Origin of the sequence: Gillisia marina (genome assembly GCF_000258765.1) — a bacterium.
Lineage (GTDB): Bacteria > Bacteroidota > Bacteroidia > Flavobacteriales > Flavobacteriaceae > Gillisia > Gillisia marina.
The window spans coordinates 1-24,969 of record NZ_AJLT01000036.1; the positions used below are offsets into that span (position 1 = coordinate 1).

Below are 24,969 nucleotides of genomic sequence, written 5' to 3' on the forward strand. Positions count from 1 at the left end.
TTTTTTCAATTTCTCTCTTTTCCAAGTTATTGGAAACCGTGCTTACGTATACTATGGCATATCTCATATTATCAGGTTTAATAAAAACTAAAATAAATAATTTAATAATCTAAACCCAAGCTAATTCAAGAACTAATATAGCAGTTTACTCAAATTTTTAAAATGAAAAGACCCCGGTCATCACTCCGGGGTCATTCATCAATCAAAAAACGAACAGTTATCCCGATAGATATCGGGTATACTGTTGTCATCTTCAATGGGATATTATCCCAAATATGTTTTTAAGATCTTACTTCTAGAAGTATGTTTCAATCTTCTAATCGCTTTTTCCTTAATTTGTCTAACACGCTCACGAGTAAGGTCAAAAGTTTCTCCTATTTCTTCTAAGGTCATTGGGTGCTGATCCCCAAGACCAAAATACAATCTAATAACATCTGCTTCACGCGGAGTAAGCGTTTCTAAGGCGCGCTCTATCTCAGTTCTTAGAGATTCATGCAATAATTCTCTATCTGGATTTGGAGACTCTCCAGAACGCAATACATCGTATAGGTTAGAATCTTCTCCTTCTACCAAAGGTGCATCCATAGATACGTGACGTCCGGAATTCTTCATAGATTCCTTTACATCATTAATCGTCATGTCCAGTTCTTTTGCAATTTCTTCAGCACTAGGTGGGCGCTCATGAGATTGCTCAAGAAAAGCAAATGTTTTATTGATTTTATTTATAGATCCAATCTTGTTTAATGGCAAACGTACAATACGAGATTGCTCCGCCAACGCTTGCAGGATAGATTGTCTAATCCACCAAACTGCATACGAGATAAATTTAAAACCACGAGTTTCATCAAAACGTTTTGCAGCTTTAATCAATCCTAAATTTCCTTCGTTAATAAGATCGGGAAGTGTTAATCCCTGATTTTGATATTGTTTTGCAACCGAAACCACAAAACGTAAATTTGCCTTAGTTAATTTCTCTAGTGCACGGTCATCGCCCGCTTTAATTTTTTGTGCTAATTCTACCTCTTCTTCAGCTGTAATTAAGTCTACTTTTCCTATTTCTTGCAAATACTTATCTAGCGAAGCGGTTTCTCTATTGGTTACCTGCTTCGTAATTTTAAGTTGTCTCATCTATCGTCTCCTTGGATTTTAATTGTGAATAGCTCTTGTATTAGGTTATACGTAAGAATTCCTGAAAATGTTACAAAAGTCCTGCTAAACTTTTCTTGGGCGTTTCCCCTCAATCCATAAAAATGGCTTTCATGGTCGGGCTTTTCGCTACAAGTTCTCGCTCCCTATGGTCGCTGCGGGCTTTTCGCTGCAATCCCTAACGCAAACAAAATTACTTTAATATTAAGCAAAAAAAAGAGGCCGATTTTTCAATCGACCTCTTAAATTATTTATTAAAACAGTTTAATCTCTGTCCTCTCTTGGTTTTCTATCATCGCGACCTCTGTTGTCACGTGAACCACGATTGTCTCTAGATCCTCTGTTATCACGACCTCTGTCGTTATTTTCTCTTGGCTTAGGTGCAACATAACCTTCTGGTTTTTCCAATAAAGCTTTACGAGAAACTTTCTCTTTACGCGTACGTTTGTCTAAACCAAAGTATTTTACATCAAATACATCACCCATGTTAACAACATCGCTCACATTTTCTGTACGTTCCCAAGCTAACTCAGATACGTGCAATAATACTTCGTTTCCTGGAGCATCTAAATATTCCACAACAGCACCAAAATCTAACATCTTGATTACTTTTACTTCGTATACAGATCCTACTTCCGGCTTAAACGTGATAGTATCAATTTTAGCTAATACTTTATCGATTCCTTCTTGTCCTGTTCCTAATATTTCAACAATACCTTCTTCGGTTACTGGATCTTCGTTTATAACGATTGTACATCCAGTTTCTTTTTGAAGTTCTTGAATTACTTTTCCTCCTGGTCCAATTAACGCACCAATAAATTCGTTTTTAATACGAACAGAAACCATTTTTGGAGCATATTCTTTCACGTCTTCTCTTGGAGTAGCAATCGTGTCAGTTATTTTCTCAAGAATATGTAAACGACCATCTCTTGCTTGCTTTAATGCACTTACAAGAATTTCGTAACGTAATCCTTTTACTTTAATATCCATCTGGCAAGCGGTAATACCATCTGCAGTTCCGGTTACTTTAAAGTCCATATCTCCTAAGTGATCTTCATCACCAAGAATATCAGATAATACTGCGAATTTTCCAGAATCAGCATCAGAAATTAATCCCATTGCAATTCCAGAAACTGGCTTTTTCATTTGGATTCCTGCATCCATCATTGCCATTGTTCCGGCACAAACAGTTGCCATGGAAGAAGAACCGTTAGATTCTAATACTTCAGAAACTACACGAACTGTGTAAGGACAATCATTTGGTACCATTCCTTTTAATCCACGCTGCGCTAAGTTACCATGTCCAACTTCTCTACGAGATGTTCCACGAATAGGTCTTGCTTCACCAGTACAAAAAGGAGGGAAGTTATAGTGAAGATAGAAGTTCTCTTCTCCTTCAAATGATGGCATGTCAATTTTATTTGCTTCTCTAGAAGTACCTAAAGTTACGGTAGCTAAAGCCTGAGTTTCTCCACGTGTGAAGATAGCCGACCCATGTACAGAAGGTAAATAATCGATCTCACACCAAATTGGACGAATATCTACAGTCTTACGACCATCAAGACGAAGTCCTTCATTTAAAGTTAGATCTCTAATAGCAGCTTTTTCTGCACTACGGTAATATTTAGAAACTAAACCACCATAATCTTCTAACTCTTCTTCAGAGAAAGTTGCTTTGATGTCTTCTTTAATTTTATTGAAAGCATCGCTTCGCTCGTGCTTGGCAGAACCAGCTTTTGCAATAGCATACACTTTATCGTAAGCCATGTCGTGAACTTTCTGCTTAAGATCTGCATCTTCTCTTTCTGCCGGGTACTCGCGAGTCTCTTTTTTTCCAACAGCTTCAGCTAATCTTAACTGAGCCGCACATTGTATCTTAATATGCTCATGTGCAAACTTAATAGCGTCTGCCATTTCTTCTTCAGAAATCTCATCCATTTCACCTTCAACCATCATCACAGAATCTGCAGAAGCTCCAATCATCATATCGATGTCAGACTCTAATAATTGTGCTCTTGTTGGGTTAATTACAAATTCACCATTAACACGTCCTACTCTGGCTTCAGAAATAGCACATTCAAACGGGAAATCTGATAATTGTATTGCTGCAGATGCGGCAAGACCTGCCATTGCATCTGGCATAACATCATCGTCATGAGACATTAATTGGATCATCACCTGAGTTTCAGAGTGATAATCTTTAGGGAATAATGGTCTTAATACTCGATCCACTAAACGCATTGTTAAAACTTCACCATCACTAGGACGGGCTTCTCTTTTAAAGAAACCACCTGGGTAACGTCCTGCTGCTGCAAATTTTTCACGGTAATCTACCGTTAACGGTAAGAAATCTAGATCCTTTTGTTCGTAGTTAGAAACTACAGTACAAAGCATCATACATTTTCCAGACTGAACCACTACGGATCCGTGTGCCTGTTTAGCTAATTTTCCTGTTTCGATAGAAATTTCTCTACCGTCTCCAAGATCGATAACCTCTTTAAAAACTTTTGGTATCATATTGTTTTTTTTCAATTCCAATTTGCAATAAATACAAATTGTGTGTTATACAATGGTCTTCGTCTTTCTAAACGAACAAGTTGTGTTGTTGTGTGGTTGTTGTGTGACCAATGAAAAACTACTCTTCGATTTTGCTAAGAGTAACAATTTTAAATAAATCTAAAGACAGTGAGAAGTTGTATTAATTTGAATAAAAAAAAGGGAGCATAAAGCTCCCTTGAAAATTATTTTCTTAATCCTAATTCTTTTACGATAGCACGGTATCTTAAGATATCTTTCTTCATTAAATAATCAAGTAGATTTCTTCTTTTCCCTACCAATCTTACAAGAGATCGCTCAGTATTATAATCTTTACGATTTGTTTTTAAATGACCAGAAAGGTGTGAAATACGTTGTGTGAACAATGCGATTTGACCTTCTGCGGATCCAGTATCTTTAGTACTTTTTCCGTGTTTTTTAAAAAGCTCCTGCTTTTCTTCCTTAGTTAAATACATTCCAATATTAATTTTAATGATTTTTATGTACAGACAGTATTTCTGTCAAGGCGCAAATATACTATATTATTCTTAAAATATTTAGATGTTAATTCTTTTATTATTCAGTGAACTAAAATTGCTAAATAATTAAATGTTAAACCCTTACCGGTTGGTTTAAAATTAAGTCTAAGTATAAATTCACTTTATCTTTTAATTCAGATCTTGGGGTTATAAAATCTAGAAAACCATGATCTTTTAAAAATTCTGCAGTCTGAAAATCTTTTGGTAGATCTTGGCCTGTAGTATCTTTTACAACTCTTGGTCCAGCGAATCCTATAAGTGCTCCAGGTTCCGAAATATTAATATCTCCCAACATTGCGAAAGAAGCGGTTGTACCTCCGGTAGTAGGATCGGTACATAATGAAATATATGGGATGTTAGCATCTGCCAACTGTGCTAGTTTTGCAGATGTTTTTGCCAATTGCATTAAAGACAATGCAGCCTCCATCATTCTGGCGCCTCCAGATTTAGAAATGATCATAAATGGAATATTGTTTTCCAACGCATAATCTGCGGCGCGAGCAATCTTTTCTCCCACTACAGAACCCATGGATCCTCCAATAAAACTAAAATCCATACAAGCAATAACTAAATCTTTTCCTTTAGATTTTCCAACTGCAGTTCTTACGGCATCTTTTAATCCTGTTTTTTCTTGCGCGGCTTTTAATCTGTCGGTATATTTTTTAGTATCTACAAATCCTAAAGGATCTTTAGAATCTATGTTTTTGTCAAGCTCCTTGAATTTATTGTCATCAAAAAGAATTTTGAAATATTCTTTACTTCCAATTCTTACATGATAACCATCTTCCGGGCTTACATAAAAATTTTTTTCTAATTGTTCTGCATCAACGATCTTTCCTGTAGGCGACTTATACCATAATCCTTTTGGTACATCTTTCTTGTCTTCGGTGGCAGTTTGAATTCCTTTTTGTGTTCTTTTAAACCAAGCCATAATTTATAGTATAATTAAAAACCTGAAATAATTAAATATTTCAGGTTCCGTTTTATTAAAGTGTATTTATATTATTAAGGTCTTCAAAAGCCTTCGTAAGTCTGTTCTTAAAAGTGATTTCTCCTGCACGCAACCATACTCTTGGATCGTAATATTTTTTATTTGGAACATCTGCTCCGTCAGGATTTCCTATTTGAGCTTTTAAATACTCTTTCTTTTCTCCCATATAATCACGAATTCCTTCGGCATAGGCATATTGAAGATCGGTATCTATATTCATTTTTATAACCCCATATCCAATAGCTTCTCTAATTTCTTCTAAGGTAGAACCGCTTCCACCGTGAAAAACAAAATCGATATGATTATCTCCTAATCCATGCTTCTTGCTTAAAAATTCTTGAGAATTCTTAAGGATCTTTGGTGTAAGTTTTACATTCCCCGGCTTGTAAACTCCATGTACATTTCCAAAAGCTGCAGCAATAGTAAATTGATTACTTATTTTGCTCAACTCTTCAAAGGCATAAGCCACTTCTTCTGGTTGGGTATATAATTTTGAATCATCTACATCGGTGTTATCTACACCATCTTCTTCACCACCAGTTATACCTAATTCAATTTCTAAAGTCATTCCCATCTTGCTCATTCTTTCAAGATATTTTTTACATATCTCAATATTTTCTTCAATAGATTCTTCAGAAAGATCTATCATGTGAGAGCTGTACAATGGTTTGCCATGTTCTTTATAGAATTTTTCTCCAGCATCTAAAAGTCCATCTATCCAAGGCAATAATTTTTTAGCACAATGGTCTGTATGTAATATTACTGTTGCGCCATAAACTTTGGCCAATTCATGAATGTGTAGTGCTCCGGCAACGCCACCTGCAATAGCCGCTTGTTGATTTTCATTAGAAAGTCCTTTTCCCGCATTAAACTGTGAACCACCGTTTGAGAACTGAATAATAACCGGCGAATTAAGTTCTGCAGCCGTCTCCATAACAGCATTTACAGTACTAGAACCAACAACATTAACCGCGGGAAGTGCAAATCCTTTTTGTTTTGCATACTTAAAAATTTCCTGTACTTCTTTTCCAGTGGCAACCCCTGGTTTTATATTGTGACTCATGTTAGTTAGTTTAAATTAAGATTTACAAAAATAAGAAAATTAGTTTGGTTAGAATGGATAATTGATACCCACGTTATAAACAGCGTGGGCTAGATTATAATCTTTAAACCATCTAGCTCCCAAAGGTCTTGATGGATCATATGTTTTAAGGCCAACATCAAATCGCAATACGAAAAAATTGAAATCGTATCGCAACCCAGCTCCGGAACCCACAGCAATATCTTTGAGGTCTGCCAATGAAGTAAATGTGGCAGCAGGATCATCTACGATATCCAAAACATTCCAAATATTACCAACATCTATGAAAAAGGCACTATTTAAAGCGCCAAAAAGATTATATCTATATTCTGCGTTAAATGCTAGTTTTAAATTCGCTTCATTAAACTCATTTCTTCCTCCAGAACTACCCGGGCCAAGGTCGTAGGCTTGCCATGCTCTATTATCATTGGGTCCACCTGCAAAAAAACTTCTAATAAATGGGATGCTGTTGGCGTTGCCATAAGGAATAGCAATTCCTCCAAATGCTCTTAAAGCGAATATATTTTTGTTTCCCCAATCCCAGTGCTTTATGTAATCTATTTCAGTTTTTACATACTGTGAATAATTTACCCCAAGCACATCGTATCTACCCTGATCATCTTTTTTTTGCACCTGTTAGACTAGAAAATGCAGCTAAAAAATTTCCTGCTGTTTCAATTTTAAAACGAAATCGGGAAAAATCATCATCATATAAATTCTCTTTATTATTACTTAAATAGGTGAAATTAGAGGCGAAAATTAAGTTGTTTTCTGTTAACCTTTCTTTTCGTTCGCGGATATTGTCAATAGTCTGTCGCTGATCTTCGGAAATTCCTGAAGTGCCTGGGTCATTAATTGTGACATCTCTTATAAATCCTTCAGCTCCTGTAGGAATAAGTAATTGCCCATTTTCGTTTATGTAATTTGGATTTGTAACAACATCTCCCGATTGAACAATTTCATTGAGGTTATTATAGGAATTTTGATATACATTAAAATAATTGTCGGTATTCAAATTCCGAACAAATTGAATGTTTAGAAGATCTAATTTATGTGAAAGTTTTTTTGAAGGGTTCCATTTGTAATTCAGGATTCCGTTCAAATTCTGCTTATCTAACCCTATATTATTTTGAGTGCTAACACCTACACTCAAGGTTGTGAATGGTGACATGTATTTAGGAATAAACTTCTCTGTGTTAAAAGGCATGAAAATTCTAGGGAAAATGAGCTTGATATCTGCACCAATTTCAGAAATATTGAAGAATTGATCCTGTGAACTTCCTCGTGCCGCATCCGAAGATGAACCAACACTCCCTCTTGCCGATATCTCAAAATTTTCGGCACCCTTAAAAACATTTCTAATTAATAGAGAACCTCCAAAACCTACCCCAAAATCCTGGATATTACTTTGAGAAATATCAAAATCGAAGCCCAATGAATATTTAGGTTGCGGACTTAGAAAGATATTTGCTATTAAATCGGTACTGGTGCTGTCTGAAGGATCAAGAGTATATTCAATATTAGGATATTTAAACACTCGTAGCGAACTCATTCTATTATACGTTCTGGTTCTGTCGGTATCCTTAAAAATTTCTCCGGGTTTTATAAAAATGGCGTCGGTAATTGCACGCGGTTTATACTCGAGTTCTTCAAAACTATAAATATTATAGCCATTATAGATAGCGCTATCGGTTACAGGCTTGTATCTATTGTTAAATGTGTAATCTGTAAACACATTTACTTTACTTATCGTATGTATTTTGAAAGGGATTCTTGCAGTGGTATCTCCTTGGGTAACTTGCCTGTTATTTATAATAACTGTGGCATTCACCTTTTTGTTTGTGCCAACTGTATCAGCTTCAAAACTTATATATTCCTGGTCAAAATAATAAACTCCATTATTCCTGAAGAGCCTTGATAATCGATCTCTTTCAGCATTAAAATCTAAAGTTTTATACTGAACCCCAGAGGTGATTAATGAGCTAGCTGAATAGGCATTATATATGGAATCTATTACCACAGAGCCAATTCTTTGATTAATGGAATCAACAATATAAGGCTGATGGGAGGTTACAAAATAATCTATTTCTCCTCTTTTGTTCTCTTGTGGTTTTATCTCATAATCGATTTCTGCATCAAACCAACCGTTATTAAAGTACCAAGCTTGAAGTCGGTTTTTCGACTTTTTTTGTTAATTCTTCATCTATAACTACCGGAGCTTCTCCAGTTTTTTTAATCCAATTATTTAGATCTATATAGGCTTCTTCAAGTTTGTTGACTTGCTTTTGAGAATAAATATTTTCTAAACGCTTAATTCTATTTGGTTTTTTATAAAGCCAAGTTTGAAAAGCTGAATCCGGATTTTTTTTTGCCAAATTATAAAAGTGAAGCCGCAAAGGAGTGCCTAAGAGCTTGGCATTGGGCTCTTGGTATAGTTGATTGTAAATTCTGGACTCCTTAATTTTTTTACCATTTAGAAAAATGGTGTTTTCTGTAAGTAATAATTCGTCGCTGCTAACTCTTTTAACAGCATCACAAGAAATGAAAAATGCCAAGGTTAAAAATAATAACGATATTTTTGCGGGATAGCGTTTCAATAAAGCTGAGTTAAGGATTCAAAAATACATTAATTGCATGGTTAGCAAAAGCCAAATTAAGTTAATAACAAGTCTTGAGCAAAAAAAAACATCGAAGCAAAACAGGTCTTTTTGTTGTTGAAGGAAAAAAGGGAATTGAGGAACTTTTAGAATCTAATATTGAATTAGATTCTCTCTATACAACGCAAGAGATATTTAATGCGCCTCAGCAAAAAACACACTTGATATCTGAGGTTGAATTAAAAAAAATAAGCCGATTAAAAACACCCCAAATTGGCTTGGCGATATTTAAAATTCCAATTGAAACTGAAATCAAGTTAGAAGGATTGGTGATTGCCTTAGATGGAATAAGAGATCCCGGAAATTTGGGAACTATCATTAGGCTTTGTGACTGGTTTGGAGTTGAAACCTTAATTTGTTCGTTAGACACGGTAGATTGTTATAATTCTAAAGTGGTTCAGGCCACAATGGGTAGTATTACAAGAGTGAAGATTCATTATGTAGAGTTATCGTCGTTTTTAAAACATAATAATTCTCATTTAAAAGTGGGAACTTTTCTCGAAGGTGAAAATGTGTTTGTTTCAGAAATATCAAAAAATGCCATTGTTATTTTAGGAAACGAAGCCAACGGCATTTCTGAAAGCATTGAAAAATTGGTAGAAAAGAAAATAAATATTCCTCAATTCGGCAATTCTAAAAACACTGAGAGTTTAAATGTTGCTACAGCAACAGCCATTCTATTAAGTGAAATCAGGCGGAAGGAAAGCTATTGAAAAGTAAAATTTAAAAACACTCCTCTTGTTCTCATTTGTTCTACATTGCCTGTGTACAAACTAGTAGGGTTTTCGTCTCTAACAAGTTCATCATTAATGGCGAAAATTCCTCTTAGGGAAGGAGAGAGTTTGAAGTATGGTAAATATAAATCTATTCCGACACCAACTTCGTAATAAAAAGTATTGGTTCTCATTCTAAATTGCCCAACACTATTGTCGTCAGGATTATTTTCATTACTGGATAAATTTAAGGACGTAGAGGCTCCTGCTACAACGAAAGGCCTAAAATTGTTAAGTCTGTTCGTAGAAAATTTTATTAATAGAGGAATATGCACATAGGTAGAATTAATCTCACGGAAGGTTTCCTGATCTGCCTTAAAGGCTTGAAAGTTTCGAGTGTTGAAACTAACTCCTGGCTCTAAGCGAAGGTCAAAATTATGGTTTAATTTCAAACTTCCCACAAGCCCAACATTAAAACCTATCGTTGTTTCAATATTAAAATCTTTTCCTAAAACCGGATTCGGATCATACTTTTTATAATCAAAATCAAAATCATAGGTATTAAAACCTAGGTAATATCCCCAAGACCATCGTTTATTATCGATATTTTCTTGATTGATAATACTTTCCCCTGAGAATATCTGAGCATTTGCATGAGAAAAGAACAAACAAAGCCCTAAAAAGGCAACAATTTTTTTCATATAGTTATTTAGAAGCTGTGTATATGGTTGCAACACCAAATGTTTGAGGCTTATCTTCTATACCTATAAACCCTATTTTACTTAAAATATTGTTGAACTCTGTTCCATATGGAAAAACTGCTGCACTTTCACTTAAATAGGAATATGCTGCTTTGTCTTTCGAGAATAATTTTCCAATAGCCGGTAATAGGCTTGTGGAATAAAATTTATAACCTTGTTTGTAGGGAAATTTGGTTGGAACTGAAGTTTCCAATATTACAAAAATTCCGTTAGGTTTTAAAACTCTGTAAATCTCTGAGAGACCTTTTTCTAAATTTTCAAAGTTCCGAACACCAAATGCCACAGTAATGGCATCAAAAGTTTCGTTATCGAAAGGCAGCGCTTCAGAGTCTGCTTGTACCATTTTTATTTTCTCGGAGAGCTGTTTATCTCCAATCTTTTTTCTTCCAACCTCTAGCATTCCTTCAGAAATATCTAATCCAATAATTTCTTTAGCACCGGTTTCCACTAAGTTAATAGCCAAATCTCCAGTCCCTGTAGCAATGTCCAGAATATTTCCGGGTTTTTTTTCAGAAACTAAGGCAACAACCTTTTTTCTCCATTTAATGTCTATCCCAAAAGATATTACTCTATTAAGCCCGTCATAATTTCCAGATATTTTATCGAACATTTGGGCAACTTGCTCTTTTTTATTAAGATTAGAATCTTTGTAAGGAGTCACTTTTTTATTCATGAGAAAAATTTGATTCAAAGATAGGGGATATCCAATAAAAGAGCTGATAAGATTGTAAATTTATTAAGATTCTACTCTAAAGCAGTTGTATAAAATAACTTACCTTTGGTTTTTCATACAACTGGAATATAAGATATGAAGATTATTATTGCCGGTGCTGGAGAAGTCGGCTTTCATTTAGCAAAACTTTTATCCTACGAGTCTCAAGATATTACCCTTATAGATAATAATAGGAATAATTTAGTATATGCAGATACTCATCTGGATATACGCACATTAAAAGGAGATGCTACTTCCATTAATATTCTTAAAGAAGCTCAAGTAAAAAATGTTGATCTTGTAATAGGGGTAACTTCTAGTGAAGCTACAAATATTACAGTTTGTGTTTTAGCCAAGCAACTTGGCGCAAAACGTACCATCGCTCGAATTTCTAACACCGAATTTTTAGATAATAAAGAGGAAATAGGTTTTGATAAATTCGGGATAGATGAACTTATATCTCCCGAGGCACTTGCTGCTCGTGAGATTGCTCTATTATTAAATCAATCTGCTTTTGATGATAGTTATGAGTTTGAGGACGGGGCTTTAACCATGATTGGCCTTAATTTGTCCCGAACAGCTACTTTCGTTGGTAAAACAGTGAAAGAAGCTGCTAAGATTTTCCCGGAACTTCACTTTGTTCCAATTGCCATTCAGCGGTTTGGTACTCAATATACGTTAATACCTAGAGGCGACACCCAATTTAAAGAAGGAGATCAAGTTTATTTCATTACAGTTCGTAGTGGAGTAGATGATCTTTATAAGCTTACAGGAAAGGTTAAGCAAACTATTAAGAATGTAATGATTCTTGGTGGAAGTAAAATAGGAAAGAAAACAGCTTCCGATCTATGCAGAAATAATTTCAAGGTAAAATTATTAGAAAATGATCGGGAAAAAGCATTCGATCTTGCAGATGAGTTGCCTAATACTTTGGTAATAAATAGCGATGGTAGAAATGTAGAACTTTTAGAAGAAGAAAATATTCACGATATGGATGCTTTTATAGCAGTAACGGGTAATTCTGAAACTAATATTATGTCTTGCCTTGTTGCGAAATCGAAAAGTGTTAAAAAGACGATCGCTTTAGTGGAGAATATGGATTATTTTCAATTAAGCCATTCTATTGGGATAGACACACTTATAAATAAGAAACTTTTAGCAGCAAATAATATTTTTAGGTTCATAAGAAAAGGGGAAGTGGTTGCCATGACCAAGCTCAATAATATGAATGCTGAATTACTGGAATTTATTGTAAAACCAACTTCTGAAGTTTGTGATACTAAAATAAAAGATTTGGATTTTCCTCGATCTGCAATAATTGGAGGAATTATTCGTGATGGAGAAGGAATAATCGCCTTGGGTGATTTTATGATTCGTGGTGGCGATAGAATTGTAGTATGCTGCTTGCCAAGATCTATTAATAAAGTTGAAAAGCTCTTTCTTTAATGCCAAAAATGAACTTTAAAATCATCTTGCACATCATGGGTTTACTCCTGTTGTGTAATGGTGGGTTCATGCTATTAGCAGTAATTACAAGTTGGTATTATGAGGACGGAGTTACATTGCAAATCTCTTCAGCTTCCTTACTTACAATGTTCGTAGGAACCATCCTAATGTTCTTAACTCGGGGACACCGAAAAGAAATTAAAAAGAGAGAAGGGTATGTTGTAGTAACTTTTGGATGGATTTTTATGGCTTTAAGTGGAACACTGCCCTATATATTTTCTGAAACAATTCCAGATTTTACGAATGCTTTTTTTGAAACGATGTCTGGGTATACAACCACAGGTGCCACCATTATCAATGATATTGAATCTATACCGAAAGGAATATTATTTTGGCGAAGTCTAACCCATTGGATTGGAGGAATGGGTATTATTGTCTTGGCAATTGCAATTTTGCCATTATTAGGAATAGGAGGGATGCAACTTTTTTCTGCTGAAGCACCCGGTCCTAGCGCCGATAAATTGAAGCCAAGGATTACAGATACCGCTAAGAGATTATGGTTAATTTACTTTCTCTATACTTTAGCTGAAACAATTTTGCTTAAAGTAGCTGGAATGAGCTTCTTTGATGCCATCAATCATTCTTTAAGTACCCTCTCCACGGGAGGCTTTTCAACTAAAAATGCTAGTCTAGCCTATTGGAATAATCAGCCAATAATACAATATATAATTATAGTTTTCATGTTTTTGGCGGGTTCCAATTTCGTGCTAAGTTATTTCAGTTTTAAAGGCAAGTTTCAGAAAGTATTACATGATGATGAGTTTGGATGGTATTGCATCTTTATAGTTGCCTTTACTCTTGTTGCATCTCTAATAATTTACTTTCAGGCAGATGTGGCAATTTCGTCTATAACACACCCTATGCTTTGGGGAGAAGGGGAGAGTGCGTTTAGACATTCATTATTTCAGGTGCTAACAGTTGTTACAACCACAGGATTTATTAGTGCAGATTATACACTATGGACGCCATTTCTTACCGTGATGTTCTTCGGATTAATGTTTTTGGGAGGATCAGCAGGGTCTACTGCGGGTGGAGTAAAAGTAATGCGCCATTTAATTTTGATAAGGAATGGAGTAACAGAATTTAAACGCAGTTTGCACCCAAATGCGATATTACCGATCCGTTATAATAAAAGATCTATAAAACAAGAAATTGTATTTAACATCCTTGGGTTTTTTATACTATATATGTTATCCTTTATAATAGGAGCCTTAGTATTTGCTTTTATGGGAATAGATTTTATAACAGCAATTGGAGGTGCGGCATCTTCTCTTGGGAATATTGGACCAGCATTGGGCGGACTTGGTCCGGTTAATAATTACGATATTTTACCCGCTGCCGGAAAGTGGTGGTCGGCATTTTTAATGCTTATAGGAAGGTTGGAATTATTTACGGTACTAATTCTACTTACACCCTTCTTTTGGCGTAATAGATAATAACCTACTGCCTCTATCAAATAAAAATGCTCCGTAAATTATACGGAGCATTTTTATTTGATGAAATATTTACTTTATGAAACAGCCTCCTTAATTCTTTTTAATGCTTCTTTAATTTGATCTTCGCTGGCAGCATAAGAGAATCTAATACAATTAGGATTTCCAAACGCATCGCCGGTTACCGTTGCTACCAATGCTTCTTCTAATAAAAACATAGAAAAATCTGTAGCATTATCTATTTGATGCCCTTTCAGTATTTTTCCGAAGAAAAAAGAAATATCTGGAAAAACATAAAATGCACCCTCAGGCTCTGTAGTTTTAAAACCTTCAATAGCATCTAACAAGGATATTATCAATTTACGACGCTCTTTAAAAGTATCTATCATAAATTGAATTTTGCTTACCGGAGCTTCTAAAGCTGTGATTACAGCCCGTTGAGCGATACAGTTCGCTCCACTTGTAATTTGACCTTGCATTTTGTTACACGCCCTTGCAATCCATTCTGGAGCGCCTATATAGCCTATTCTCCAACCAGTCATTGCGAAAGCTTTAGAAACACCATTCACGGTAATTACGCGATCATACATGTCATCGAATTGAGCCATCGATGCATGCCCTCCTACAAAATTTATATGTTCATAAATTTCATCGCTTAAAACAATAATATCCGGGTAATCAAGTAAAACATCGGCTAAAGCTCTTAATTCTTCTTTGCTATATACCATTCCACTTGGATTACAAGGAGAACTGTACCAGATCATTTTAGTTTTTGGAGTAATAGCTTCCTTTAATTGCTGAGGTGTAATTTTAAAATTACTCTCCACTGTAGTAGGAACTTCAACAGGAACACCTTCTGCTAATTTCACTATTTCAGAATAACTTACCCAATAAGGACAAGGAAGTAAAACTTCGTCTCCCGGATTCAGCAAAACCATTGCAGCATTAGCTAACGATTGTTTAGCGCCAGTAGAAACAACAATTTGTGATCTATCATAAGTCAAACTATTATCTCTCTCGAATTTCGTGATAATAGCATCTTTTAGCTCTACATACCCATCTACAGGCGTATATGAGTTATAATTATCGTTAATTGCTTGTATGGCAGCATCTTTAATAAAGTCTGGTGTATTAAAATCTGGCTCACCAAGACTTAATCCAATTATATCCTTCCCTTCTGCTCTTAGCTCTCTGGTTTTGGCAGCCATAGCCAAGGTTTGAGATGTTGCTAAATTATTAATACGGTCAGATAAATGTTTTTGCATAAATAAAGAGTTAAATTTTTTAGGCTGAAATAGGTTTAGCACCCATCTCTTTTAAGTATTTGAAGTGAGCTGCAATTGCACCTCGAGTAGTTTTAAATTCATTGTAAGGCAAGTTGCATTCTCTTGCAGTTTGCTTAACGATCTCAGCAATTTTAGTATAATGAATATGACTTATATTAGGGAAGATATGGTGTTCTACCTGATGATTAAGACCACCGGTAAACCAATTAACCAACCTATTTTTGGTAGCAAAATTCACTGTTGTAAATAATTGATGAATTGCCCAAGTATTTTTCATGGACCCAGTATTATCTGGTAAAGGCATATCGGTTTCATTTACTACATGTGCTAATTGAAATACGATACTAAGGATAAGACCTGCAGTGTAATGCATTACAAAAAAACCAATTAAAATTTTCCACCAAGCAACTGGTACAAAGAGCATCGGGATTACAATCCAAATAGCGAGGTATATTAATTTTGTGATTGCAATTATGCTCCACTGTTTTGTAGGAGATGGCAATTTTCCATAGGAAAGTTTTCGGGACAAGTAATTTTTTGTCTGTTTAAAATCTGTAGTAAGCGCCCAGTTAAAAGTTAGTAAACCATATAAAAATACAGAATAGTAGTGCTGAAACTTATGAAATCTAAACCATTTGGAATGTTTAGAAAATCGAATAATTCTTCCTGCATCTAAATCTTCGTCATGGCCATGTATATTTGTATAGGTATGATGTAGGACATTATGTTGCACTTGCCAGTTGTAAACATTTCCAGCCAAAACATAAATTGTTCCTCCCATAAAATTATTGATCCATTTTTTAGATGAATAAGATCCATGATTTCCATCATGCATAACATTCATTCCTACGCCTGCCATTCCAGCTCCCATTACAATAGTAAGGGCGAGCATCCACCATTGCGAAATATCTAAACTTAGGATTAAAAAGTATGGCGCAAGAAACATTGAAAACATGACAATAGTTTTCAAATGCAGTTTCCAATTTCCGGTTTTGGAAATTTCATTCTCCTTAAAATAGGCGTTTACACGTTTATTTAGGGTTTTAAAGAATTTTGCCGAGTCTACTCGAGAAAATCTAATAGGGTTTTTATCTAATGCCATTTTTTGTAACTCTGATTTCAAAGGTAAAACATTCTACAATGAGCATACCCTAATTAGGGAAAATTAACGTGATTATTTTAATTACTTTTGCAACCTAAAATACAAAACCTTGGATTTAATAAAAAAATACTTCCCAGATTTAACTTCTCTTCAACTAGATCAGTTCCAGGGATTACAGGATTTATACCAAGATTGGAACCTTAAAATCAATGTAGTTTCGAGAAAGGATATAGAGGAATTATACCTTCGCCATGTATTGCATTCTTTGGGAATTGCTAAAGTTCAGAAATTTAATTCAGGCTCTAAGATTTTGGACGTTGGCACAGGTGGAGGGTTTCCGGGTATTCCATTAGCGATTCTTTTTCCCGAATCTCAATTTCATTTAGTAGATTCTATTGGAAAAAAAATAAAAGTAGTGGATGAAGTAGTATCTGGTTTGGAGTTGAAAAATGTAAAAACTACGAACTCAAGGGTTGAAGAAATTAAAGGAGAATTTGATTTTATTGTGAGTAGAGCAGTGGCAGTTATGCCTTCTTTTGTTGCTTGGGTAAAGGGCAAGACCGCCAAGAACAGTACCCATGAATTAAAAAATGGTATTTTATATTTGAAGGGTGGGGATCTATCTGAAGAATTAAAAACCTACAAAACAGCTAAAATTTATAATTTGACAGATTATTTTGAAGAAGACTTTTTTGAAACTAAAAAAGTGGTTCATCTTCCTTTAAAATATAAAGGATAGACTTTTACATCTATCCTTCATATTTGTATTCTCAATTAATTAAGTCTTATGAAGTTTAATTTCTAATAATAATGTTTTTCGCGACCTGAAAGTTTGCAGTGTACAATTTTACTACATAAACTCCTGATGCAAATTGTCTTACCGGTAATGTTGGTTCCTTCTCGGTTACAACATTTCTATAATATTGCACCCTTTGACCGGCAATATTATAAATTTCGACTAGATGAATTTCGGCTAGATCTGGGTTAAGGATAGCCAATTCTTTATCAGCTTGGACATAAATAACTTGAATTCCATCTTCTGTTGGTTTTTGAGAGTCATTGTCACCCTCTTCTTCCATTTCTTCACTATCTGGCTCTTCATCTACTCCATCAGTATCCTCATCGACCTCTTCGTCAGTTTGAAATACAATCTGAAAACGTTCATAATAACCTCCGGGTTCTATTTCTAGTTTGAATGCACTTTTTCTGAGATCGTAAAATTTATTTTCTTTCAAATCTTGAACATAAATATTTGTTTCATTAGGAATGTTTTCTAGTGAGTTAATTTCTATAGAAAATTCTCCTTTTTGAGTTATGTAAATTCCAATTGGCAATACTTGCTCTAAATCGAAATTGGATACACCTTGGATCACATACTCTCTATTGTCTATTAGCCAAAAGAAATCCTCTAAATTATAGTCGTTCAAAGGTGCGTCGTAACCTAGATCAAAATTATTGGTTGCATTCGGGTTAGTTCCCACTAAAATTTGCCTGTTGTAACCTAAAGGAGAAGAAAAATCTAATCGTATTTTAGATTCTGACATTTCTTCTTTTTCATTTTTACTACTATTTTCTGGTCTTAAAAACAGGGAGGAACTCGAAGCTTCTGTAACAAATGCGCGTTGGCTATTTTTAAAAAGTACATCTCCACCAGTTACAATGTAATTTCCGGATACATCATCATTCGTTACAGTATTAATAAAGAACCCTTGGCCTACAGGAATATACTGTCCTGGTATTTTATTAGTGGTTTCGCTAGTACTGCTATTAATTCTATCATCTGTTGCAATAGCTTTAACACCACCCACCAAATTATAAGTCGCATAGCCACCTATATATTCGCTAAGAACGTGAGTTTGACCAGAAAAATGATCCCAAAAATAAATAGCGCCATTAAAAACATTACTAGTCGGATTAGTTCCTCCACTGTCTTTTAAATTATCTAGGATGAACTTTTTTGCATCCAAGGCGGAAGGATAAGGATTCCCTAGCATATAATTTTGATTCTCACCCACAGATAAACGGATATCTCCGTTATTTGGAAGTCCTTTGAACACATAATTTTGCCTTGCTGAAACATCTGCTTTTCCGGAAGTGCCTTTCATTGTGTATCCTTCGCCCACATTCAATATACCAGTGCTACCTATATGCTCATAGTCATTATATTCATCTGCTTTCCCTCTAAATTTGAATAACCAATAGTTACTAATTTTTCGAGGACTAGAAGCATCCCCATCGGCAAAAGTATGTCCGTTCCCAAATTTCAATATTTTTGGAGAGCTAGAATTGGTTCCATCCATTAAAACGCTTTCTACAGTATAGGTGGAATTTGGCATACTTCCTTGAGGTACTACAGGGGAGGACCAATAATTATAATTATAACTACTTGCGGTTCCTTGCTGATCTCTTTCTATATATCCCGTACTAGAATTATCTAAAATACTTCCTTCTGTTTGCACTAATTGAGATTCTCCAATTAAGTCTACAGATCCATTCAATTTAAAATAGTGCGTTATGGTAAGGCCTTGTCCAGAGTTATTCTCGTCCTTGTTTTCGTTAGGATTGAAAATTTCAAGTTCTTCACTTTCTGAAAACAGTCCTAACAACGTAATATCCTGTCCACCTGATGAAATATTGTGGGATATCTTAGCAATGTTCCAATCTATTTTATCACCATTTATACCTTTACTATTCGGTGCATCCCAAACGTCAGGTCTCAGCCAGATTTTATCATTGCTCCATACGCCATTATTATTTGAAATATATGGGAGGGGAGCTGTGTTTTCTTGAGTGGTTTGGATATTCTTTAATATTCCATTTATGCCCGAATTGGTAATGTCCAGCGTAACACCATTGTTTATTTCTGAAGCAATTAATCTATAATATCCTTCTAAATTACTCCAAGAAAGATTTTCTGGTGCATCCATTGGAATTATCTCACCTTGAACTTTTCCGTTATTATTTTTAATACGCTGATTCATCATGAACCTTACTTGTTCTTGATTTAAGCCAGTCTTCCAAATTCTAACTTCTTCGATCCAACCATGAAAATTGTTTTTAGGTAATAGCGGGTTAGTTGAATCGTACATAGCACCTATAAGCATAGGTGTATTTATACTTTTTGGTTTTGTGGGTAAATTATCTGTTTTAAGCTTAACGCCATCTACAAATACATTGATTTCACTTCCTTTTTGAACTGCTGCTATATGATACCATCTATCTGTTCCAATAGATTGGGTTGTTGTAATTGTTTTATTATTTAACCTAAAACTAGGTTTACCATTGTTCAAAATTAAATCATAGCCCCCTTCAGTTAGATCGTTTAAATTTCGTTTTGAAATAATTGTATTGATACCACTTATGGAATTAGGTTTTACCCAAGCTTCTATTGTGAAAGCATTTTCAGTATTTCGTAAATTAAAGTTATCTCCAAAATCTACGTAATCATCTACACCATCAAAATCCAATTTACTACAGCTTGGAGGAAATGTAATTTCAAGTTCATCAAAAATTGCTGGACATCCATTTAAAGGTGTAACTGTCCATTTTAGGATATAAGAGGTGTTGGCTTTACCAGTAAATTTACTTTGCCTATCGCTATCATCGCTAAATATTCCTCCACCACCATCAACCGGAAGAGTAATGGACCATTTTCCAGTAGCCGCTGTAGGATCAATTTCTGCAGCGTTTAGTTTAAACACTGTAGATCCACATTCAGCAATAGAAATATCATCCCCAGCAGAAGATGGAATTTCGTCGGGCTGATTTATTGTTAATGCTGTCGATAGAGAAGTGCAAGCATTGGATGTGGTAACTGTAAAGGTATAAGTAGAAGCTATTAAATTAGATATTGTTAGTAAACCTGTATCATTACTCTCTTCTTTATAAATTTCTAGGCCATCCATATCAAGTAAAGTGATAATATATTCAGGTGATTCTCCATCTAATATTCCACCTGCGATTTCTATAGAAACCGTCCCGTCCTCACCGGCAAAACATGTAACAGGTGTAAAACTAGATGCGACAATTTCTAACGGAGAAGGTTCAATTATTGTGATTTTGCCAGTAACAGAACAGCCAGCTTCATCTGTAACAATTACTGAATAATCTCCTATACTAAGACCTGTGGCTGTTTGTGTAGTTTGTCCATTACTCCAAGCATAGGTATAGGTTCCTGTTCCGCCCGATAAAGTTGCTGTCGCCGACCCATCACTGCCTTGGTAACAGCTAGGCATTACCGTTTCAATGTTATCAATAATTGGGGTTGGATTTATTATTAGTGTAAAAGTGTCTTCTGCAATAGCGCAGGGAGCAACAGGGGTTCCAGAAATCAGTGTCAAAACAACTGATCCTGTAGAAATTTCTCCGGCACTTGGAGTGTAAGTGGCGTCTAAGGTATTTCTATTAGGATTAAAAGTTCCTTCCCCTCCAGTCCATGCTCCAGTAGAAATAGATCCAGTTACTAAGCCATTTAAGGTTATTAAAGCATTCTCTGCACATACTATTTGATCTTCTCCAGCATCAACAATGGTTTCATGAATAATTTCAACTTCAGTCGTTCCAATTTGAGCAGTACAGCCATAACCATCGGTTACTGTTAGAGTGTAAGTTCCAGAATCTGTAGCTAATAAATCTTCTAAAATAGGATTTTCTTCTGTGGAAACTATATCGCCATTAGCGTTTGTCCATTGAAATTCTATAGGATCTCTTCCGCCTTCAATATTAGCATATAGTTCTAAGATGCTTCCTTCGCAAATTGCAGAGTTGTTAGTTGGATCTATACTGAAAATTATAGGTTCTAGAGTACCAAATGATATATCATCAATTCCGAAATCATTTCCGCTTCTTATGGTTTCTAAATTTATTATTTCTAGTACAGCAGTAGTGGCATTTCCAGAATTCCAGAATGGATTGCTATAGAACTGAATCCAGTTATTCGTATTCACTTGCCCATTACTTGTAGGTTTTGGAGCATCTTTTAGATCTGCAATGGTTCCCGTTGGAACTCCGTTTACTTGAAATTGGAGTCTTGCTGGGTTTCCTGGATTTAAATTCATTCCCCAAGCACTAAAGTAATAATTTGTGTTCGGTTGAATATTGGTTATAGTTTGTCTCCAAATAACCTTGCCAGAACCCGGATGTCCATTTATAATCATGAAATTTCCATTACCAGTGGTATGGTCTTTACCATAGAAATTGTTATGATAAAAATTTGCATTATCATCTACAGCGAAAAAACCTTCTGGATATAAACTTTGTGAAACCCCTGTTTCATCAGTATATTCTGTATAAAAACCAGTAGAGCCACTTTCAAAGTCTCCATTTGTCAGTAATTCATCTGAAACACTGATAGATCCAATTCCCATACACCCAAAACTATCGGTTACAGTTAGAGTGTAGGTTTGGGCAAGTTCAACATCTACGGTACGGCCCGTTCCCAAAATTTTACCACCAGATTCCCATTTATAAGTTGCAAACACATTATCTGACATTAATTCAATAAAAGTGGAATTTCCACAATAATTTGGGGTAATAGTTACCGCTGGTGGTTGTCTAACTATTACTTCCACAGTTTTGCTATTAGGGCATCCGGTATCTGGGTCAGTATATGTAGCGGTGTAGACAGTAGTTTCTAACGGAGTAACATTAGTAGGGTTTTGTTCTGAAGAAGTGAAATCTCCAACATCCGAAGTCCACGCTACTGTTGCAGGTTTAGATCCTTCTCCTGTAATGCTTACATTGTCTACTGCCATAATATAGCTATTGGCAGGTCCATTATGCCTAAATCGAACAAACAATGTTGCTTGACCTATGTAAGCGCTTAAATTTAAAGTAGTAGCGATTGGTCTATAAATATTAGTGTTATTATCATAACTACCATAACTAAAATTAACTGGCTGAATTAAAGCCGTCCAATTTGAGCCATTTGTTGAGATTTCTATATGTCCTGTATCTCCAAAAGTATCTCCTGCATCTAAATACAAGAAATCAAAGTTTAAAGTTAATGAAGTGTAACCAATGGTGTTAATACTAGGACTTCTTAAACTTCTGTTTCCGTTTTGGGTACCACTGTCAGATAAATAATAACGGGAATTATCACTAGATGCGATGTTAAAACCATATCTAGGTGTGGTGTAGGTTCCAGTTCTTGCATTTAATGAAGTCGTCCAATTATTAGAACCATTAAAGTTTTGGGATAATAAAGTAGAAGGGAGACTTGTATTTAATTCTGAAGAAGAAAACAAATCGATGCTTTCGCCTGAACAAATCTCTACTTCTGAAGCACTTGCTTCTATCTCTATAGACGGCAGAACAGTAACAATTACTGAATATTGTTGAGGATTTGAGCAGTTGTTCGATCTTAAAGAATAAATGTATTCTACTCCAACATTTTGAGAAGTGTTGTTAACTAAAGTTTCATTTATAGCTCCTGTGCCAGAACTCGCTGAATTCCCTGCTATTGCAGCTCTAGTCCAAGTAAATGTTGTATTGGAAACTTCGCTTTGTGGTGTAAAAGAAAATTCACTTCCCCCGCATATAGTGTAAGAAGTTGTAGTATTACTTAGAGTTGGTGTAGGTGTTACGTCAACTTTTACCTCTTGTATATTTTCACAACCTTCAGGTGTTGTCAAAGTGAAATTATAAATTACAGTTATGGTGGATGTAACCGAAGGGTCTAGGTTTAGAGTTTCATCTGGGTTACCAGAACCGGAACTTTGTGGATTACTTAATCCCGAAGTGGATCTTCTAATCCAGGTAACAGTCGTATTAGGTGAATTGGTGGTTGGTGTATATGAAAACACAGAGTTTCCACAAATACCACCAGGACTTAATGTACTAGTTAATTCTGGAGTTGTGTTTTCTGTAACTATAACTGGTTTAATAATAGAACAGCCACTACCAGAACTTGCCTTAATATAATAGGTTCCAGCTCCAATTTTTGTAGGATCGCTTATAGAACTAGTAGCTATGTCATTAGACCAATAAGTAAACGTTACCCCGGCTGAAGATCCACTAGTTATTTCTGCAGCAGTTAAATCCACTTCGGCTGGAGAACAAATAGTTGTTGGATTGGTGATTTGTAATTGCGGTGTTGGGTTTACAGTAACGGTAGCTGTAATTGGGGTTCCGGTACAGTTATTTGCTGTAGGGGTTATTTTATATTTTACAGTAGCTACTGAATTAGTGGTATTTGTGAGTAGCTGTTCTATTTTTATTCCTGTTCCATCAGCTGCTCCTGTAATGCTTCCAACAGGAGAGATCTCGGAAATTGTCCAGTTGAAACTGGATCCCGCTATTGGGCCTGAAAGCGCAATATTTGTTGTTTCTCCAGAACAAAGAGTTTGATTAGGAGGTGTTAAAGACACTGTTGGTGTAGGGTTCACAGTGATGTTATAAGTTACTGGGTCTCCTGTACATCCATTTGCCTTTGGTGTGATCTCAATGGTTGACGATCCTTTTAATGCAGTAAATGCAGGAATTTGGGTTACGCCCACTTTATTGGATAAACCTATGGCTGCCCCACCTTTGATATCATATAAAATTCCAGAAGGGGATCCTGATAAAGGAATTGCTGTTGTTAAAACTCCATTACAATAAATTTGGTCTTCAGGGGCTGTAACAGTAGGCCTAGGTTTAACTTCAATTTTAAAAGTTTCTGTTATACCTTCGCAGTTGTTCGCTGTGGGAACTATTGTTATAGTTGCAAAAATACTTTGATTAGTAGCATTTGACGCCACAAAAGAATCTACTCTGTTACGCCCACTTACTCCTAAACCTATAGCAGTATTATCATTAGCCCAATCTCTCCTTGTTCCGCTAACAGAAGAGCCTCTCAGAACAATTTCATCTACAGTTTCTCCATCACAAACTACAAGATCAGATGGTTTGGTGATAGTTGGTGTAGGATTTACTGTTATAGAAAAACTAACTGGTTCACCTTCGCAATCATTTGCTATTGGTACTACTGTTATAGTTGCAATTACAGGATCTGTAGAATTATTAACGGCTGTGAATGAACGAATATCCCCGGTTCCATTATTCTCCAAGGATATAGAGGTGTCACTATTGGTCCAAGAATATACTGTGCCAGAAACTGCACTTCCTGAGAAGCCTATAGTTGAGATTGCCTCTCCATTACATACAATAATATCATTCGGTTGGTTCACTATTGGTTCTGGAATAATTACTTTTTGGATAGCAGTTGTACTATTGTTTGCGCTATCGATGAAAGTCCAAGTGATGGAATATTCACCAAAAGTTTCGAATTGAAGTTTATCTGTCGTAGTACCCGTAATTATATCTTCGCAATTATCTGTAGTAGTTGGAAAATCAGTTATTTCTTTGCCACAACTCCAATCAATGTCAGCTAGGTTTGGCTTTAATGGGGGTTCGTTATCACTTATAGTAACTGTTTGTGTTGCAGTAGTAGTATTATCAGAATCATCGGTTACTGTCCAAGTAACATTTGTTACACCAAATGGAAATGTAGAAGGTGCATTATTAGA

At 35.4% G+C, this 24,969-nt stretch carries 17 protein-coding genes; 4 read left to right on the forward strand and 13 right to left on the reverse strand.

Features of this window, described 5'->3' with window-relative positions; translation table 11 throughout:
* Positions 1-264 precede the first annotated feature (264 nt).
* The 8 genes from ON07_RS09560 to ON07_RS17805 form a co-directional block, all read right to left on the reverse strand.
* Positions 265-1,128: a sigma-70 family RNA polymerase sigma factor gene (locus ON07_RS09560; protein ID WP_010230640.1), complete on the reverse strand. Its 864-nt coding sequence runs from the start codon at positions 1,126-1,128 to the stop codon at positions 265-267.
* A 282-nt stretch (positions 1,129-1,410) separates the two neighbouring features.
* Positions 1,411-3,663: a polyribonucleotide nucleotidyltransferase gene (locus tag ON07_RS09565; protein ID WP_010230643.1), complete on the reverse strand. Its 2,253-nt coding sequence runs from the start codon at positions 3,661-3,663 to the stop codon at positions 1,411-1,413.
* A 224-nt stretch (positions 3,664-3,887) separates the two neighbouring features.
* Positions 3,888-4,157, reverse strand: coding sequence for a 30S ribosomal protein S15 (gene rpsO, locus ON07_RS09570; RefSeq protein WP_010230645.1), 270 nt, complete (start codon positions 4,155-4,157; stop codon positions 3,888-3,890).
* 136 nt (positions 4,158-4,293) lie between these two features.
* The gene (gene accD / locus ON07_RS09575; RefSeq protein WP_010230648.1) at positions 4,294-5,151 is read right to left on the reverse strand and encodes an acetyl-CoA carboxylase, carboxyltransferase subunit beta; all 858 of its coding nucleotides are present in this window, start codon (positions 5,149-5,151) and stop codon (positions 4,294-4,296) included.
* Between the two features lie 55 nt (positions 5,152-5,206).
* Positions 5,207-6,274 (reverse strand): class II fructose-bisphosphate aldolase, encoded by a 1,068-nt coding sequence (gene fbaA / locus ON07_RS09580; protein ID WP_010230651.1) that lies wholly within the window; start codon positions 6,272-6,274, stop codon positions 5,207-5,209.
* A 48-nt stretch (positions 6,275-6,322) separates the two neighbouring features.
* Positions 6,323-6,925 carry a BamA/TamA family outer membrane protein gene (locus ON07_RS17795; RefSeq protein ID WP_316928127.1) on the reverse strand — a complete coding sequence of 201 codons (603 nt, stop codon included), beginning with the start codon at positions 6,923-6,925 and terminating at the stop codon, positions 6,323-6,325.
* Positions 6,909-8,420: a hypothetical protein gene (locus ON07_RS17800; protein ID WP_449404095.1), complete on the reverse strand. Its 1,512-nt coding sequence runs from the start codon at positions 8,418-8,420 to the stop codon at positions 6,909-6,911. Before ON07_RS17800 ends, ON07_RS17795 begins: the two co-directional genes overlap by 17 nt.
* Before the next feature lie 22 nt (positions 8,421-8,442).
* A complete protein-coding gene (locus ON07_RS17805; RefSeq protein ID WP_316928130.1) occupies positions 8,443-8,889 on the reverse strand; it encodes a hypothetical protein in 447 nt (148 codons plus the stop codon).
* 74 nt (positions 8,890-8,963) lie between these two features.
* Between ON07_RS17805 and ON07_RS15115 the strand changes: the two genes are divergently transcribed.
* The gene (locus tag ON07_RS15115; protein ID WP_010230654.1) at positions 8,964-9,662 is read left to right on the forward strand and encodes an RNA methyltransferase; all 699 of its coding nucleotides are present in this window, start codon (positions 8,964-8,966) and stop codon (positions 9,660-9,662) included.
* On the opposite strand, the gene porT is transcribed toward ON07_RS15115, so the two are convergent.
* Both porT and ubiE read right to left on the reverse strand, forming a co-directional pair.
* Positions 9,656-10,363: a type IX secretion/gliding motility protein PorT/SprT gene (gene porT, locus ON07_RS09595; RefSeq protein WP_010230657.1), complete on the reverse strand. Its 708-nt coding sequence runs from the start codon at positions 10,361-10,363 to the stop codon at positions 9,656-9,658. The two genes, ON07_RS15115 and porT, sit on opposite strands and share 7 nt — an antisense overlap.
* A 4-nt stretch (positions 10,364-10,367) precedes the next feature.
* On the reverse strand, positions 10,368-11,096 hold the full coding sequence (ubiE, locus tag ON07_RS09600; RefSeq protein WP_010230658.1) for a bifunctional demethylmenaquinone methyltransferase/2-methoxy-6-polyprenyl-1,4-benzoquinol methylase UbiE: 729 nt from the start codon (positions 11,094-11,096) through the stop codon (positions 10,368-10,370).
* A gap of 135 nt (positions 11,097-11,231) precedes the next feature.
* Between ubiE and trkA the strand changes: the two genes are divergently transcribed.
* Complete coding sequence (gene trkA / locus ON07_RS09605; protein ID WP_010230661.1) at positions 11,232-12,581, forward strand: Trk system potassium transporter TrkA; 1,350 nt, start codon at positions 11,232-11,234, stop codon at positions 12,579-12,581.
* A complete protein-coding gene (locus tag ON07_RS09610) occupies positions 12,581-14,077 on the forward strand; it encodes a TrkH family potassium uptake protein (RefSeq protein WP_010230665.1) in 1,497 nt (498 codons plus the stop codon). Before trkA ends, ON07_RS09610 begins: the two co-directional genes overlap by 1 nt.
* Positions 14,078-14,151: 74 nt before the next feature.
* Here ON07_RS09610 and ON07_RS09615 read toward each other — a convergent pair whose 3' ends face one another.
* Positions 14,152-15,339: a pyridoxal phosphate-dependent aminotransferase gene (locus ON07_RS09615; RefSeq protein ID WP_010230666.1), complete on the reverse strand. Its 1,188-nt coding sequence runs from the start codon at positions 15,337-15,339 to the stop codon at positions 14,152-14,154.
* A 19-nt stretch (positions 15,340-15,358) separates the two neighbouring features.
* The gene (locus ON07_RS09620; protein WP_010230668.1) at positions 15,359-16,462 is read right to left on the reverse strand and encodes a fatty acid desaturase family protein; all 1,104 of its coding nucleotides are present in this window, start codon (positions 16,460-16,462) and stop codon (positions 15,359-15,361) included.
* A gap of 109 nt (positions 16,463-16,571) precedes the next feature.
* On the opposite strand from ON07_RS09620, the gene rsmG reads away from it, so the two are divergent.
* Positions 16,572-17,201, forward strand: coding sequence for a 16S rRNA (guanine(527)-N(7))-methyltransferase RsmG (gene rsmG, locus ON07_RS09625; RefSeq protein ID WP_010230670.1), 630 nt, complete (start codon positions 16,572-16,574; stop codon positions 17,199-17,201).
* Positions 17,202-17,256: 55 nt separating this feature from the next.
* Here the strand turns inward: rsmG and ON07_RS09630 are convergent.
* A partial coding sequence (locus ON07_RS09630; protein ID WP_010230673.1) for a LamG-like jellyroll fold domain-containing protein occupies positions 17,257-24,969 on the reverse strand: 7,713 nt, incomplete at its 5' end.